Genomic DNA, 17,811 nt, shown 5'->3' with positions numbered 1-17,811 from the left:
GCGCTTCACATTCCACCAACAATTGCGCGCTTCCACGCCTCCCGACGCTATGGCAACGTGGCGGCCCCTGATGAGGCTGCAGTTCATGGCAAACCCCTACCGCGAGTTATTCACAGCCCCCGGCGCACGCAATTTTGTCCTGGCCGGGATGATCGCGCGCATGCCGATTTCGATGACGGGGATTGGCTTGATCACCATGCTCTCGCAGTTGAAGGGCGGCTATGCTTTGGCCGGCGCGGTGGCGGCGACGTTTGCTTTGGCCACGGCGTTTTGCGCGCCGCAGGTTTCGCGTCTGGTTGACCGTTATGGGCAGCGAAGGATCCTCCCGGTATCGGCGTTGATTGGCGGCGGGGCGCTGGCGATGTTGCTGCTGTGTACGCGTTTGCAGGCGCCGACCTGGACGCTGTTTGTTTTTGCCGCGCTGGCCGGTTGCATGCCAAGCATGTCGGCGATGGTGCGCGCACGCTGGACCGAGATCTATCGAGGCCAGCCGCAGTTGCAGACCGCGTATGCGCTGGAGTCGGTGCTCGATGAGGTCTGTTTCATTGTCGGCCCGCCGCTGTCGGTGGGGTTGTGCGTGGCAGTGTTTCCCGAGGCCGGGCCGTTAGCGGCGCTGTTGGCACTGGCAATTGGCGTCACGGCATTTGTCGCCCAGCGTAGTACCGAGCCAGCAGTGCATCCGCATGAGTTGCATCATCAGGGTTCGATCATTCGCTCGACCGATATTCAGTTGCTGCTGGCGCTGATGATCGCCATGGGCATCATCGTCGGCGTGATCGATGTGGTCAGCGTTGCGTTTGCCCAGCAGCAAGGGCAGCCCGCCGCCGCCAGTATTGTCTTGTCGGTGTACGCCATCGGCTCGTGCCTGGCCGGCATCGCGTTTGGCGCGATGCGCTCGAAACTGCCGCTGCCACGGTTATTCCTTTACGGCGGTGTGGCGACCGCGCTGACGACGTTGCCGCTGTTGTTGGCGAGCAATATTTTCGGCTTGTCGGTCGCGGTGTTTATCGCCGGGCTGTTCTTTGCGCCAACGCTGATTGTGGCGATGGCGTTGGTCGAGCGTATTGTGCCGCCCGCCAAGCTCACGGAAGGCCTGACCTGGCTGGTGACGGGTCTCAGTATTGGCGTGGCGATTGGTGCGGCGGGTTCGGGGGCGCTGGTCGATGCGTTTGGAGCGCGCAGCGGCTTCTGGCTGGCGATAGCGGCCGGAGCGGTGGTGCTGGGTGCGGCCGTGCAGAGTTTCCGTCACTTGAAATGACTGGATAGACGCGGGCGGGCTAATTTTTCCAGGCTTGCCTTCGTTCTTTTAGACAGACAACTTTTCGAGGTAAGCCGGGTGACTCAGCTGACATTGCTGTGCCTTCCTTATTCGGGCGCCAGTGCCATGGTTTACAGCCGCTGGCGGCGCAAACTGCCGCAGTGGCTGACGCTGCAACCGGTAGAACTGCCGGGTCGCGGCGCACGGTTTGGCGAAGCGCTGCAAACCGATATGCGGGCGCTGGCCCGGCAGTTGGCCAGCGAACTGCAAACGACCCTGCGCGCGCCTTATGCGATTTTCGGCCACAGTCTTGGCGCGCTGCTGGCCTGCGAGCTGGCCCATGCCTTGCGCGCCCTGGGGTTGCCGGAGCCGGTGGCGCTGTTCGCCTCCGGCACGGCAGCGCCGACGCTGCGCAGTGAATATGATCGCGGTTTCGCTGAACCGAAAAGCGATGCCGAACTGATCGAGCAGTTGCGCACCTTGAATGGCACCAGCGAAGAAATTCTCGCCAACGCCGAATTGATGAGCCTGACCTTGCCGGTGCTGCGTGCCGACTTCCTGTTGTGCGGACGTTTTCAACCCATCCAGCGACCATTGCTCAAATGCCCGGTGCATGTGCTCGGCGGTACCACCGACCGGGCGACCACCGAGCAATTGATCGGCTGGAGCAAGGAAACCCTCGGCAGTTTCTCGGTGGACATGCTCGCCGGCGGTCATTTCTTTATTCATGAACACGAAGCCAAAGTGCTGAAAGTCATCAAGGATCAACTCGACGTTCATCACCGTCGGCACTCAATGCCCGCCACTGCCTGAACATCAGCACATTTCATGTGGGAGCAAGCACGCTCCCACCGGGTTTCCTGCCCGTCTGAAAATCCCCGCCTGCCTCGCTCCTGATACTTCTTCTCATTCGCTAATTTTTCCGCTGTGCATTCGTTTTATAGGGACGACGTGCCTTTGTGCTTCCTGCCTACTGATCCGGATGCTGAGAAATGAATGCTGAAGACTCCTTGAAACTTGCTCGCCGGTTTATCGGGTTGCCCCTGGAAAAGCGCCAGATGTTCCTCGCGGCCCTGCAAAAGGAGGGCGTCGATTTCGCCCGGTTTCCGATTCCGGCTGGAATCGAAGCCGAGGATCGCCAGGCGTTGTCCTACGCGCAGCGACGCATGTGGTTTCTCTGGCAACTGGATCCGCAGAGCGGCGCCTATAACTTGCCGGGTGCAGTGCGCCTGAGCGGGCGGCTGAATCTGTCGGCACTGGAGCAGGCGTTTGCCGCACTGGTCGCCCGCCATGAAACCCTGCGCACGGTATTCCAGCGCCAGGCGGATGACAGCCTGCTGCAAGTGCCGGCCACGGCGACTTTGAATATCCGTCACGAAGATTTCAGCGCGCTGCCGGCCACCGAACGCGAGGAGGCTGTCGTTCATGCCGCCGAGCAGCAATCGGTGTTGCCGTTCGATCTGGCTGTCGGGCCGTTGCTGCGGGTCACCCTGCTCAAGCTCGCCGAGCAGGAGCACGTAATGCTGCTGACCCTGCACCACATCGTTTCCGATGGCTGGTCGATGAACGTGCTGATCGACGAATTCATCCGTTGCTATGACGCCTTTGACGCCGGCCAGCCACCGGCGATGGCAGCGCTACCAGTGCAGTACAGTGATTACGCGCTGTGGCAACGCCGTTGGCTGGAAGCCGGCGAGCAGGCGCGCCAACTGGAATATTGGCAGGCGCAGTTGGGTGATGAGCACCCGGTGCTGGAATTGCCGCTGGACCATTCGCGCCCGGCCATGCCGAGCTATCGCGGCACGCGCTATGAGTTTGCCGTCGACGGTCAATTGACCGAGCAACTGCGCGCCACCGCGCAACAGCATCAAGTCACGTTGTTCATGTTGTTGCTCGGCGCGTTCAATGCGCTGCTGCACCGTTACACCGGGCAGACCGACATCCGTGTCGGCGTGCCGATTGCCAACCGCAATCGCGCCGAGATCGAAGGCCTGATCGGTTTCTTCGTCAACACCCAGGTGCTGCGTACCAGACTGGATGGCCAGACCCGCGTCGACGCGTTGCTGCAAGCGATCAAAGAGACGGCGCTCGGCGCTCAGGCCCATCAGGATCTGCCGTTCGAGCAACTGGTCGAAGCGCTGAAACTGGAACGCAGCCTCAGTCACACGCCGCTGTTCCAGGTGATGTACAACCACCAGCCGCAGGTGGCCGATATCGCCGCCCTCAGCACGGCCTCGGGCCTGGTACTCGACAGCCTCGAATGGCAAAGCCGCACCACCCAGTTTGACCTGACACTCGACACCTACGAGAAGGGCGGCAAGCTTCACGCTGCACTGACTTACGCCAGCGATCTGTTCGACGCGCCGACCATCGAACGGATGGCGCGCCACTGGCTGCGCCTGCTCAAGGCAATGGTGGCCGATCCTGCGCAACGCATTGGCGAATTGCCGTTGCTGGACGCGGATGAGCAGCACACGCTGGTGCATGCCTGGAACGCTACAGCCGCAGTTTATCCGAGCGGGCAGCCGATTCATCAATTGATCGAAGCCCAAGTGGCGCGCTCCCCGGATGCCCCGGCGCTGGTGTTCGGCGAGCAAACCCTGAGTTATGCACAACTGGATGCCCGGGCCAACCAACTCGCTCATCTGTTACGTGAACAAGGCGTGCGGGCCGACAGTCTGGTGGGGATTTGCGTCGAGCGCTCGCTGGAAATGGTGATCGGCCTGCTGGCGATTCTCAAGGCCGGCGGCGCCTATGTGCCGCTGGATCCGGAATACCCGCAAGAGCGTCTCGCCTACATGGTCGAAGACAGCGGCATCACTTTGCTGCTGACCCAGAGTGCGTTGCTGGCGACGCTGCCGACGGCAGGGGTGAACGTCATTACCCTCGATCAGGAAGCTGACTGGCTGGATCGCTATAGCGAAGGCGGTGTCGATGTGGTCGTCGACCCGCTGAACCTCGCGTACGTGATTTATACCTCCGGCTCCACCGGTAAACCGAAAGGCGCTGGCAACAGTCATGCGGCGCTGGTCAACCGTTTGTGCTGGATGCAGGACGCTTACGGGCTGGATGCCAGTGATTCGGTGTTGCAGAAAACCCCGTTCAGCTTTGACGTGTCGGTCTGGGAATTTTTCTGGCCGCTGCTGACCGGCGCGCGTCTGGTCGTGGCCGCACCGGGTGCGCACCGCGATCCATCGCTGTTGATCGAGACCATCAACCGCTGCGGCATCAGCACGTTGCACTTTGTCCCGTCGATGTTGCAGGCGTTTATTCATGAGCCGGGCGTCGAGGCCTGTGTCGGCCTCAAGCGCATTGTCTGCAGCGGCGAAGCGTTGCCGCTGGAGGCGCAACTGCAAGTGTTCGCCAAGCTGCCGAACGCCGGGCTCTACAATTTGTACGGCCCGACCGAAGCGGCCATCGACGTCACCCACTGGACCTGTGTCGACGAAGGCGCCGACAGCGTGCCGATCGGTCGGCCGATCGCCAACCTGCGCACGCATGTGCTCGACGCCGAACTGTTGCCGGTGCCGAGCGGCGTCGCCGGTGAGTTGTATCTGGGCGGGGCAGGGCTGGCGCGCAGTTATCACCAGCGCCCGGCGCTGACTGCCGAGCGTTTTGTGCCGTGCCCGTTCCACGACGGCGCGCGCCTGTACCGCACCGGTGACCGGGTGCGCCAACGTGCCGACGGCGTCATTGAATACCTCGGGCGTCTCGATCATCAGGTGAAGTTGCGCGGCTTGCGTATCGAGTTGGGCGAAATCGAAACCCGCCTGATGCAGCATCCGCTGGTGCGTGAAGCCGTGGTGCTGGTGCAGGGCGGTAAACATCTGGTCGGCTATCTGGTGCTGGAAACCGCTCAGGCAGACGAACAATGGCAACAGGACGTCAAGGCTTGGCTGCTCGGCAGTCTGCCGGAATTCATGGTGCCGACCTACCTGCTGACGCTGGACAGGTTGCCGGTCACCGCCAACGGCAAGCTGGATCGCAAAGCCTTGCCGCAACCGGATGCCGCGCCGCAACAAGCCTTCGTTGCGCCGCAGGATGCCATGCAAAAGGCCCTGGCGGCGATCTGGGAAGACGTGCTCGGTCTGCAGCGTGTGGGTCTGGAAGACAACTTCTTTGAGCTGGGCGGTGATTCGATCATTTCGATCCAAGTGGTCAGCCGCGCGCGGCAGGCCGGGATCCGTATCAGCCCGCGCGACCTGTTCCAGTATCAGACTGTGCGCAGTCTGGCGTTGGTCGCAATCCTCGACAGCCACAGCTCGGTGGATCAGGCATCGGCGACGGGCGAAGCGTTGCTGGGGCCGATCCAGCAGCAGTTTTTCAGCCGGGCGATGCCGCAGCGTGAGCACTGGAACCAGTCCCTGTTGCTGACCCCGCGCGAGGCGCTGAATGCTCAGTGGCTCGACACGGCATTGACCCATGTAATTAATCACCACGATGCCTTGCGTCTGCGTTTTGTCGAGGGTGTCGACGGTTGGCAGCAAGCGTACGCGGCACAGGTCGAACGCGCTGACGTGTGGCTGCGCACGGCCGAGACGACCGCGCAACTGAGCGCCCATTGCGACGAAGCCCAGCGCAGTCTTGATCTGGCCAACGGACCGCTGTTGCGCGCGGTGTTAGTGACCATGGCCGATGGCAGTCAGCGCCTGTCGCTGATCCTCCATCACCTGGTGGTGGACGGTGTGTCGTGGCGTGTGTTGCTGGAAGATTTGCAGCAAGCCTACGAACAACTTGCCGCGGGCGGTGGTGTGCAATTGCCGGCCAAGACCAGTGCGTTCCAGCGCTGGACGGCGCGGCTGAGCTCCGAGGCTTCGCGCTTCGACGGTCAACTGGCTTACTGGAAAGCCCAGCACAACACCGCGCAGGATCTGCCGTGCGAACGCCCTGAAGGCAGTCTGCAAAACCGTTTCGGTAAAAAGATCGAATGGCGTCTGGACGCCGAGCGCACTCGCCAATTGCTGCAACAGGCACCGGCGGCCTATCGCACGCAGGTCAACGATCTGCTGCTGACGGCATTGGCACGCACTATCAGTGGCTGGAGCGGTCAGCCGGGCACCCTGATCCAACTGGAAGGCCACGGCCGGGAAGACCTGTTCGACGACATTGACCTGACGCGCAGCATCGGCTGGTTCACCAGCCTGTTCACCGTCAATCTGGTGGCGACCGAGGACCTCGACGGTTCGATCAAGGCGATCAAAGAACAACTGCGCGCGGTTCCGGACAAAGGGCTGGGTTACGGCGTACTGCGTTACCTGGCCGCGCCGTCGGTGCGCGAAGAACTGGCTGCATTGCCTGCGCCGCGCATTACCTTCAACTATCTGGGGCAGTTCGACCGTCAGTTCGATGAGCAGGCGCTGCTGGTGCCGTCCACGGAGTTTGGCGGTGTCGCCCAGGATCAACAGGCGCCGCTGGATAACTGGTTGACGGTCGAAGGCCAGGTCTATGGCGGCGAATTGAGCCTGAGTTGGGGTTTCAGCTCGCAAATGTTCGATAGCGCCACTGTGCAAATGTTGGCTGACCGCTACGCCGCAGAACTGACGGCGCTGATCGAGCACTGTTGCGCCCTCGACACCGCGCAAGTGACGCCGTCGGACTTCCCGTTGGCGCGCATCAGCCAGGCGCAACTGGATGCGTTGCCGGTCGCCGCCGCCATCATCGAAGATGTTTATCCGCTGTCGCCGATGCAGCAGGGCATGTTGTTCCATACCCTGTATGAACCGCAGGTCGAGGCGTACATCAGCCAGATGCGCCTGGACATTCAGGGCCTCGATCCACAGCGTTTTGCCGGCGCCTGGCAAGCGGTGCTGGCGCGTCATGATGTGTTGCGCAGCAGCTTCTACTGGCAAGGCCTGGACAGCGCCCATCAAGTGATCAGCCGCCAAGTGCAACTGCCGCTGCAGGTGCTGGAAAAAACGGACACCGATGCGCTGGCCGAGACGGAGCGGGCGCAAGGTTTCGAACTCGACTGCGCGCCGTTGTTGCGCTTGAAGCTGGTGCGCACCGCCGCCGATAGCTGGCATTTGATCTACACCAGCCATCACATCCTCATGGACGGCTGGAGTAATGCGCAGTTGCTTGGCGAGGTGATTTCGCACTACGCCGACGCGCGCTCATTGCCGGCGCCGGTGGGGCATTACCGCGATTACATGGGCTGGTTGCAGCAGCAATCGGCAGACGCTGGCAAGGCGTTCTGGAACGCTGCGCTGGCGCCGTTGCAGGCACCGACATTGCTGGCCGATGCCGTGCGTGCGCCCGTGGCTGGCCACGGCACAGACGAGCATCGCGAGGTGATCGACGCCGCCGCAACGCGGCGTCTGGGCGAGTTCGCCCGTCAGCAAAAAGTCACCCTCAACACGTTGCTGCAAGCGGCCTGGAGCCTGTTGCTGCAACGCTACACCGGGCAGGATTGCGTAGCGTTCGGCGCCACGGTGGCCGGTCGTTCGGCGCCGCTGCCGGGCATCGAACAGCAACTGGGGCTGTTCATCAACACCCTGCCGCTGGTGTGCAACCCGCGCCCGGATCAGCACGTCGGGCAGTGGTTGAGTGATCTGCAGGCGCAGAACCTGGCCCTGCGTGAATTCGAGCATGTGCCGTTGTACGACATTCAAGGCTGGGCAGGGCATCAGGGCTCGGCGCTGTTCGACAGTCTGCTGGTGTTCGAAAACTTCCCGGTCGCCGAGGCGCTGAAACAGGGCGCGCCGGCCGGGTTGACCTTCGGCAACCTGCATAACCATGAACGCACTCACTATCCGCTGACGCTGGGCATCGAACTGGGCGCCACGCTGAGCCTGGAGATGAGCTACGACGCCGCGCGATTCAGCGCCGCCCAAGTGCACATGCTCTGCGCCAACCTGCGCCACTTGCTTGAGCAGTTGATCACCAATGTCACCGCTTGCCTCGGTAACCTGACGCTGCTCGATGCTGCTGCCACGCACACCATGCTCGCCCATTGCCAGCCGCCAGTGCTGCAATTGCAGCACACCGGCCTGGTGCATGAACGCATTGCCGCGCAGGCCAAAGCCACACCGCAGGCACTGGCCGTACAGTGTGGTGAACAGCGTCTGAGCTATGACGAACTCAACCGTCAGGCGAATCGCCTCGCTTACCGTCTGCTGGCCAGCGGTGCCGCGCCGGGCAAACGCATCGGTCTGGCGCTGCGCCGTGGCCCGCAAATGATCGTCAGTTTGCTGGCCGTGCTGAAGACAGGCGCCGCTTACGTACCGCTGGATGCCAACTACCCGGCCCAGCGTCTGGCCTACATGATCGAAGACAGCCGTATCGATCTGCTGCTCGATGAATCCGCTCTGCTGCAAGACGTGCCGCTGCCTGCAGGTCTTGAACATTTGCACCTGGGCGACGTCATCGAGACGCTGGGCGCTTATCCGGACAGCGATCCGCTGAATCACGCCACGGTCGATGACCTGGCCTACGTGATCTACACCTCGGGCTCCACCGGCCAGCCAAAAGGCGTGGCGATTGCTCACGCGGCGCTGCGCGAATTCTGCCAGACCGGTGCCGAGTATTCGGCGCTCACCGCTGATGATCGCGTGCTGCAATTTGCGACGTTCAGCTTCGATGGTTTTGTCGAACAGTGCTACCCGCCGCTGTGTGTCGGTGCGGCGCTGGTCATGCGCGGTGACGAACTCTGGGACGTCATCCAGTTGGCCGACCAGATCGTCAGCCACGGCGTGACCCTAGCGGACTTGCCGGCGGCTTACTGGTTCTTGCTGGCGCGTGAATGTGCTGGCGGCAACATCGCCAGCCTGGGCCCGTTACGTCAGGTTCACGTCGGTGGTGAAGCGATGTCGGTGGAAGGCCTGCGCCTGTGGCACGAGGCTGGGTTGAGCCATGTGCGCTTGCTCAACACCTACGGGCCGACCGAGGCGACGGTGGTGTCCAGCGTCCACGATTGCCGCCTGAGCGATGCCAGCGATAGTTTCGGCATTCCGATTGGCCGAGCCATCCCCGGCCGCGCGTTGTACGTGCTCGACAGCAGCGGGCAATTGCTGCCGGCTGGCGGCGTCGGCGAGTTGTGCATTGGTGCGAGCGCCTGTCTGGCGCAGCAGTATTTCGACCGTCCGGCCCTCACCGCCGAGCGCTTCCTGCCAGACCCGTTTGCCGCCGAGGCAGGGTCGCGGCTGTACCGCAGCGGCGACCTGGCCCGTTATAACGAAAACGGCGATCTGGAATACGCCGGGCGGATCGACCACCAAGTGAAGATTCGTGGCTTGCGCATTGAGATGGGGGAAATCGAAGCCTGTCTGCAAGCGCAGGAAGGCGTGCACGCCGCCGCAGTCATCGCTCAGGATTTCCCGGGGGGCGCACAACTGGTGGCTTATGTGGTGCCGGAAGCAGGCACCGAGCCTGCGACCGCACAGGCGCAGTGGCTGGGCTCGCTCAAAGCTTCGCTGCAACAAGTGCTGCCCGATTACATGGTGCCGGCGCACCTGCTGTTGCTGGACGCGTTGCCCTTGAACAACAACGGCAAACTGGATCGCACTGCGCTGCCGAAAGCCGAACTGAACCAGGATTTGTGCGCTTATGCCGCGCCGCAGACCTTGCTGCAGGTGCAACTGGCGCAGATCTGGGAAACCGTACTGGAGTCCGGCGCGGTGGGGCTCAACGATCACTTTTTCGAACGCGGCGGCCACTCGTTGCTGGCCACCCAGGTGATTTCCCGGGCCCGCCAGACGCTCAAGCTCGATGTGCCGATGCGCACCCTGTTCGAGCAGCCGACGCTGCAAGCCTTTGCCGCCGCCTGCGCGACCCTGCAACACAGCGAAACTGTGCCAATGCTGGCGTTGCCGCGCGGTGATGCACTGGCGTTGTCTTATGCCCAGGAGCGTCAGTGGTTCCTCTGGCAACTGGAGCCGGACAGCGCCGCTTACCACGTGCCAAGTGCGCTGCGCTTGCGCGGTGCGCTGGACATCGCTGCGTTGCAGCACAGCTTCAATCAACTGGTGGCCCGTCACGAGCCGTTGCGCACCACGTTCCGTCAGGACGACGAACGCACCGTGCAGGTGGTTCATGCGCAGGGCCAGTTGACGATTGAACAACACCGCCTCAACGCTGAAGAGGGTCTGTCGAACTGGGTGCAGACGCAGATCCGCCAACCGTTCGATCTGTTGAACGGGCCACTGCTGCGCGTCGCTCTGCTCTGCATGGCGGCGGATGATCATGTGCTGGTGATCACTCAGCACCACATCGTTTCTGACGGCTGGTCGATGCAAGTGATGGTGCGCGAACTGATGGCGATGTATGCCGCAGAATGCGCCGGACAACCGCTCGAACTGGCAGCACTGACGCTGCAATACGCCGATTTCGCGCAGTGGCAACGACAGTGGATGGACGCCGGCGAACGTCAGCGTCAACTCGATTATTGGAGGGCTCAACTCGGCGGCGAACAACCGGTGCTGGAGTTGCCGCTGGACCATTCGCGTCCGGCGGTGCAGAGCTATCGTGGCGCGCGGCTGGATGCGCCGCTGGAATCCGCGTTGAGTGCGCAATTGCAGGAGGTTGCCCGACGTGAGGGGGTGACGATGTTCATGCTCTTGCTGGCCTCGTTCCAGACCCTGTTGCACCGCTACAGTGGTCAGGACGATATCCGCGTCGGTGTGCCGATTGCCAACCGTAATCGCGCTGAAACCGAAGGCCTGATCGGCTTCTTCGTCAACACCCAGGTGATGCGTGCACAGTTTGCCGGGGACCTGAGTTTCCGTGATCTGCTGGCGCAGACTCGTCAGGCCGCAATGGGCGCTCAGGCGCATCAGGATCTGCCGTTCGAGCAATTGGTCGAAGCGCTGGCGCCGGAGCGCAGCCTGAGCCACAGCCCGTTGTTCCAGGTGCTGTTCAACCACCAGCGCGATGCCGCACCGGTCACCGATGTGGCGGGTTTGCGCATCGAAGGCCTGCCGTGGAACAGCGCCACCGCCCAGTTCGACCTGACCCTGGACACCACCGAAACCGCCGCCGGGCTGATGGTCAGTCTGACCTACGCCAGCGATCTGTTCGAGGCGGCGACCATCGCGCGCCTGTTCGAACACTGGCAGGCATTGCTGCGGGCAATTGTCGCTGCGCCGCAACAGGCGATTGCCGCGTTGCCGATGCTCGCCGCGCAGGAGCGTCAGCAGATTCTCGAAGACTGGAACGCCACTGCCACCGAGTACCCGCTGCACCTGAGCGTGCAGCAATTGATCGAAGCGCAGGTGCTGCGCACGCCGGACGCCATGGCGCTGAAATACGCCGATGAATGCCTGAGCTACGCGCAACTCAATGCCCGCGCCAACCAGTTGGCGCACAAGCTGATGGCGCTGGGTGTCGGACCTGAAAGCCTGGTCGGCATCGCCGCCGAACGTTCGATCGAAATGGTCGTCGCGCTGTTGGCCGTGCTCAAGGCCGGGGGCGCCTACGTGCCGCTGGACCCCGAATACCCGCAGGATCGCCTGGCCTACATGATCGAAGACAGCGGCGTCCAGCTGTTGCTGACTCAGGCGCATCTGCTCGATGCCTTGCCATTGACCAGTCAGGTACAAACCCTGTTGATCGAGGCGTCGCTGGAGGGCTTCGCGAGCGCCAATCCGGATGTAGCGGTCACAGGTGAAAACCTTGCCTACGTGATTTACACCTCCGGCTCCACCGGCAAGCCGAAAGGCGCTGGCAACCGTCATGTCGCCCTGACCAACCGTCTGTGCTGGATGCAACAGGCCTATGAGATCGGCGCGGGCGACAGCGTGCTGCAAAAGACCCCGTTCAGCTTTGACGTGTCGGTGTGGGAGTTCTTCTGGCCCCTGATGACCGGCGCACGTCTGGTCGTCGCAGCCCCGGGCGATCACCGCGATCCGGCAAAACTGGTGGCGCTGATCAATCGCGAACACATCACCACGCTGCACTTTGTGCCGTCGATGTTGCAAGCCTTCTTGCAAGACGCCGAGGTCAGTACGTGCACCAGCCTGCAACGCATCGTCTGCAGCGGTGAAGCGCTGCCGGCAGACGCGCAACAGCAAGTCTTCGCCAAGGTGCCAACTGCCGGGCTGTACAACCTTTACGGCCCGACCGAAGCGGCCATCGACGTGACGCACTGGACGTGTGTGGAGGAGGGGCGCGACAGCGTGCCGATCGGTCAGCCGATTGCCAACCTCGGCTGCTACATCCTTGACGATAATCTTGAGCCGGTGCCGACCGGTGTGCTCGGCGAGTTGTACCTGGCGGGCGTCGGTCTGGCGCGCGGCTACCACCAGCGTCCGGCGCTGACCGCCGAACGTTTTGCGGTCAGCCCTTTCGGCGCCGGCGAACGGATCTACCGCACCGGTGACCTGGCGCGCTACCGCGCCGATGGCGTGATCGAATACGCCGGCCGAATCGACCATCAGGTCAAGCTGCGCGGCCTGCGTATCGAGCTCGGTGAAATCGAAGCGCGTCTGCTCGAACACGCCAATGTCCGTGAAGCCGCGGTGTTGGTGATCGACGGCAAGCTACTGACCGCTTACGTGGTGCTGAACGAAGAAACCGCAGACTGGCGCGACACCCTCATGCGTCATCTGCACGCCGGCCTGCCGGAGTACATGGTGCCCAACCAGTGGCTGAATCTGCCGCAGATGCCGTTGAGTCCCAACGGCAAACTGGATCGCAAGGCGCTGCCGAAACCGCAATGGGGTGCAGACAAGGCCGAATACATCGCGCCGCGCAGTGAGCTGGAGCAACGCATTGCGGCAGTGTGGGCCGATGTGCTGAAACTGCCGCGAGTCGGCTTGGCCGATAACTTCTTTGAACTGGGGGGCGATTCGATCATCTCGATTCAAGTGGTGGCCCGTGCCCGTCAGGCCGGAATCCGCTTTACCCCCAAAGACTTGTTCCAGTACCAGACTGTCCAGGCGCTGGCGGGCGTCGCGACGCTGGGCGATGGCGCGGCGCAGATCGATCAGGGCGCGGTCAGTGGCGCTACACCGTTGCTGCCATTCCAGCAGTGGTTCTTCGCGGCAGACATTGCCGAGCGGCATCACTGGAACCAGTCGGTGATGCTCAAGCCGGCCGTGAGCATTCAGGCAAATGCGCTTGAGCAAGCCTTGCAAGAACTGGTCGCGCATCACGATGCCTTGCGCCTGTCGTTCACCGAAACGGCCAGCGGCTGGACCGCAAATCATCACGCAACATCGGTGCACCACACCCTGCTGATGCAGACGAGTGTCAGCGATGAACAACAGTTGCAGCACGCTTGCCTTGAGGCACAACGCAGCTTCGACCTGGCTCACGGCCCGCTGTTGCGTGGCTTGTTGGTGACCCTGGCCGATGGTTCGCAACGATTGCTGCTGGCGGTGCACCACTTGGTAGTGGACGGTGTGTCCTGGCGGATTCTGCTCGAAGATTTACAAAGCGCTTACCAGCAGCGCATTGACGGCAAGCTCCCGCGCCTGCCAGCCAAGACCAGCGCCTTCAAGCACTGGGCCGAGCGTTTGCAGCAGCACGCGCCGCAACGCGTTGGCGAACTCGAGCTGTGGCGCGCACAACTGGCGGATGCGCCCGTCGACCTGCCGTGCACCCATCCACAGGCTAGCCTGCAAAATCGTTACGCACACACCGTCCAGACGCGCCTCGATCAAGTGCTGACCCGACAACTGCTGCAACAGGCGCCGGCGGCGTATCGCACTCAGGTCAATGACCTGTTGATGACCGCGCTGGCCCGAGTTATCTGCCGCTGGACGGGGCACGCCTCGACCTTGATTCAGCTGGAAGGCCACGGTCGTGAAGACCTGTTCGACGACCTCGACCTGAGTCGCAGCGTCGGCTGGTTCACCAGCCTGTTCCCGGTGCGCCTGACTCCCGCCGCGTCGCTTGACGGTTCGATCAAGCAGATCAAGGAACAGCTGCGGGCGATTCCCGACAAAGGCCTGGGCTTTGGCGTGTTGCGTTACTTCGGCGACGAAGCGACCCGCCGTGAGCTGGCGGCGCTGCCAGCGCCGCGCATCACCTTCAACTACCTCGGCCAGTTCGACAGCCAGTTCGATGACGGCGCGCTGTTCGCCCCGGCCAGCGAAAAGGCCGGTGACGAACAGAGCCCGTTGGCGCCGCTGGGCAACTGGCTGGAACTCAACGGTCAGGTCTACGGCGGCGAGTTGAGCCTGGGCTGGACGTTCAGCCGCGAAATGTTCGATGAAGCAACCATTCAACGCCTGGCCGATGAATACGCGGTCGAACTGGCAACGCTGATCGAGCATTGCTGCGCCGCGCAGAACGCCGGCATCACGCCGTCGGACTTCCCGTTGGCGTCGCTCAACCAGCAACAGCTCGACGCCTTGCCGGGTGCCGGTGCCGATGTCGATGACATCTACCCGCTGTCGCCGATGCAACAGGGCATGTTGTTCCACAGCCTGTACGAACAAGGTTCGGGCGATTACGTCAACCAGATGCGCGTCAGCGTCGAAGGCCTGGATCCCGAGCGTTTGCGTCAGGCCTGGCAGGGCGCGGTCGACCGCCACGCGATTCTGCGTACTCGGTTTGTATGGATCTCCGAGCAGGAACAGCCGCTGCAAATCGTCCAGCGGAGGGCCGAGTTGCCGTTCAGCCTGCATGACTGGCGAGGCCGCGCTGACCTGCCGTCGGCGCTCGATCTGCTGGCGCAGGAGCAACTGCAACAAGGCTTCGACCTGTTGCAGGCACCGTTGCTGCGTCTGGTGCTGGTGCGCACCGATGATGACCGCCACGAAATGATCTACACCAGCCATCACATCCTCATGGACGGCTGGAGCAACTCGCAGTTGCTCGGCGAAGTGATGCAGCGCTACGCCGGTGCAACCCCGGCCGCGCCGCTGGGCCGTTATGCTGATTACATCGCATGGCTGCAGCGTCAGGACGGTCAGGCCAGCGAACGCTTCTGGACTGAGCGTCTGGCCGACCGGGAGGAACCGACTCACTTGGCCCGCAGCTGCGTGGATACGCAGGTGACCGCTGGCCAGAGCGGTTACGACCAGCAAACCCGTTGGCTGGACCGTGAGCAGACGCAACGTCTGGGCGCGTTCGCCCGTCAGCACAAGGTCACCCTCAACACCGTGGTGCAGGCCGCTTGGTTGCTGCTGTTGCAGCGTTACAGCGGCCAACCGACCGTGGCGTTCGGCGCGACGGTCGCCGGGCGTCCGACCGAGCTGCCAGGCGTCGAGCAACAGGTCGGTTTGTTCATCAACACCTTACCGGTGATCGCCACCCCGCGTGTCGAGCAACCTCTCGGTGAGTGGCTGCAAACAGTGCAAGCGCTGAACCTGGCCATGCGCGAATTCGAATACACGCCACTGGCCGACATTCAGCGCTGGTCGGGACAACGTGGCGAAGGCTTGTTCGACAGCCTGCTGGTGTTCGAGAACTACCCGGTGTCGGAGGCGCTGAACAGCGGCGCGTCGCAAGGCTTGCGTTTCGGTCAGGCCTCCAGCCAGGAACAGACCAACCTGCCGTTGACGGTGCTGGTGGATCTGGGCGACAGCCTGTCGTTGCAATTCGCCTACGCCCGGCAACATTTCAGCGCTGCGCAGATCGAGCAGATAGGCGGACACTTGCAGCACCTGTTGCAGCAAATGGCCGACTCGCCGGCGCAACGTCTGTTGGCCGATCTCGGTCTTTTTGATGCCGCGCAACAAGAAGCGGTGTTGCAGGACTGGAACCGTGCGCCGGCCACCTTTGCGCAAACCCGCACACTGCCACAACTGATCGAAGCACAAGTGCGTCGGGCACCGCAGGCCATTGCCGTGAGCCTGGGCGAGGAACAATTGAGCTACGGCGAGCTCAACGCCCGTGCCAATCGCCTGGCCCATGCCCTGATCGCACGGGGTGTCGGCGCCGATGTGCTGGTCGGTCTGGCTGCCGAGCGTTCGATCGAAATGATCGTCGGCCTGGTCGCCATCCTCAAGGCCGGGGGCGCTTACCTGCCGCTGGATCCGCAATACCCGGCCGAGCGCTTGCAATACATGATCGAAGACAGCGGCATTGCCTTGCTGCTGATGCAGCCGGGGGTGCTCGATCACCTGGCGGTGGCCGACAGCGTCGAAACCCTGCTGCTGGGTGATGACAGCCGCTGGCAGGATCAATTGGCAACCGATCCGCAGGTCTGGGCCGACAGCGCCAGCCTCGCTTACGTGATTTACACCTCGGGCTCCACCGGCAAGCCGAAAGGTACGCTGCTGGCTCACGACAACGTGCTGCGTCTGTTCGAGGCCACGGACCCTTGGTTCAGCTTCGGTGCCGAGGACCGCTGGACGCTGTTCCACTCGTATGCGTTCGACTTCTCGGTCTGGGAAATCTTCGGCGCGCTGCTGCATGGCGGGCGTCTGGTGATCGTGCCGCACAGCGTCAGTCGCTCGCCGCAGGAGTTCCATGCGCTGCTGTGCCGCGAGCGCATCACCGTGCTCAACCAGACGCCGTCGGCATTCAAGCAACTGATGCAAGTCGCCTGCGACGCACCACAGGATGCACAACTGTCGCTGCGTTACGTCGTGTTTGGCGGTGAAGCGCTGGAAGTGCGCAGCCTGCGTCCATGGTTCGAACGCTTCGGCGACGCTGCGCCACAACTGATCAACATGTACGGCATCACCGAAACCACGGTTCACGTGACTTACCGTCCGTTGACCCTGGCCGATCTCGAACAGGATGCCGGCAGCCCGTTGGGCGAACCGATCCCGGACCTCGGCTGGTACGTGCTCGACGCCGACCTGCAACCGGTGGCGAAGGGCTGCATCGGCGAATTGCACGTCAGCGGCGCCGGGCTGGCACGCGGTTATCTCAAGCGTGCCGACCTCAGCGCATTGCGTTTCGTGCCCAACCCGTTCGGTGACGACGGCGCGCGGCTGTACCGCACCGGTGACCTGGCGCGCTATCGCGCCGATGGCCGGATCGAGTACGCCGGACGCATCGACCATCAAGTGAAGATCCGTGGTTTCCGTATCGAGCTGGGGGAAATCGAGGCGCAATTGTTGGCGCTGCCGCAAATCCGTCAGGCCGTGGTACTCGATCAGCCTGGCGCCGGTGGCGTACAACTGGTCGCATATCTGGTGGCCGATCAGTCGGTCGAACTCGATCAACAGGGCCCGTGGCGTGAGCACCTGCGCCAGGCGCTCAAGCACAACCTGCCGGATTACATGGTGCCGGCGCACCTGTTGCTGCTCGACAGCCTGCCGCTGACCGCCAACGGCAAGCTCGACCGCAAGGCCCTGCCGCAACCGGATGCCAGCCTGCTGCAAAACACCTACGTGGCGCCTGAAAGTGAACTGCAGCAGCAGATCGCCGGGGTCTGGGCCGACGTGTTGAAGCTGGAGCGAGTCGGCCTGACGGACAACTTCTTCGAGCTCGGCGGCCATTCGCTGCTGGCCACTCAGGTGGCCCTGCGTTTGCGCGAGTTGTTGGGCTTCGAAGTGCCGTTGGCCAGCCTGTTCGCCAGTGCCGATCTGGCGGCTTTCAGCGCGGCCGTACAAGCCCTGCAACCTGATTTGCAGCCCGTTCATGATGTTTTGGCTAAATCCTTGGAGGCTCTCAATCGTTTATCAGCAGATGAACTTGAAAAACTGATTTCCTGA

The 17,811-nt window shown here is 62.8% G+C and carries 3 protein-coding genes; all 3 read left to right on the top strand.

Annotation, left to right across the window (positions count from 1 at the left end; all coding sequences use genetic code 11):
• Positions 1-85 precede the first annotated feature (85 nt).
• The 3 genes from ACQ4OE_RS19400 to ACQ4OE_RS19390 all read left to right on the top strand — a co-directional run bounded on the left by ACQ4OE_RS19400 (position 86) and on the right by ACQ4OE_RS19390 (position 17,811).
• Entirely contained in the window at positions 86-1,258 is a 1,173-nt protein-coding gene (locus tag ACQ4OE_RS19400; RefSeq protein ID WP_430947590.1) for an MFS transporter, read from the top strand.
• 78 nt (positions 1,259-1,336) lie between these two features.
• Positions 1,337-2,071, top strand: a complete 735-nt coding sequence (locus ACQ4OE_RS19395) for a thioesterase II family protein (RefSeq protein ID WP_081265155.1) — start codon at positions 1,337-1,339, stop codon at positions 2,069-2,071.
• Positions 2,072-2,250: 179 nt separating this feature from the next.
• Positions 2,251-17,811, top strand: a complete 15,561-nt coding sequence (locus ACQ4OE_RS19390) for a non-ribosomal peptide synthetase (RefSeq protein ID WP_430947589.1) — start codon at positions 2,251-2,253, stop codon at positions 17,809-17,811.

The sequence above is a fragment of the Pseudomonas sp. WC2 genome (assembly GCF_050586545.1).
Taxonomy (GTDB): Bacteria; Pseudomonadota; Gammaproteobacteria; order Pseudomonadales; family Pseudomonadaceae; genus Aquipseudomonas.
This window is presented reverse-complemented; position numbering and strand designations above follow the sequence as displayed.

Bases quoted from the DNA above. Each gene is read 5' to 3' on its own strand.
- ACQ4OE_RS19400 (WP_430947590.1), top strand. From the start codon at position 86: ATGGCAAACCCCTACCGCGAGTTATTCACAGCCCCCGGCGCACGCAAT.
- ACQ4OE_RS19390 (WP_430947589.1), top strand. From the start codon at position 2,251: ATGAATGCTGAAGACTCCTTGAAACTTGCTCGCCGGTTTATCGGGTTG.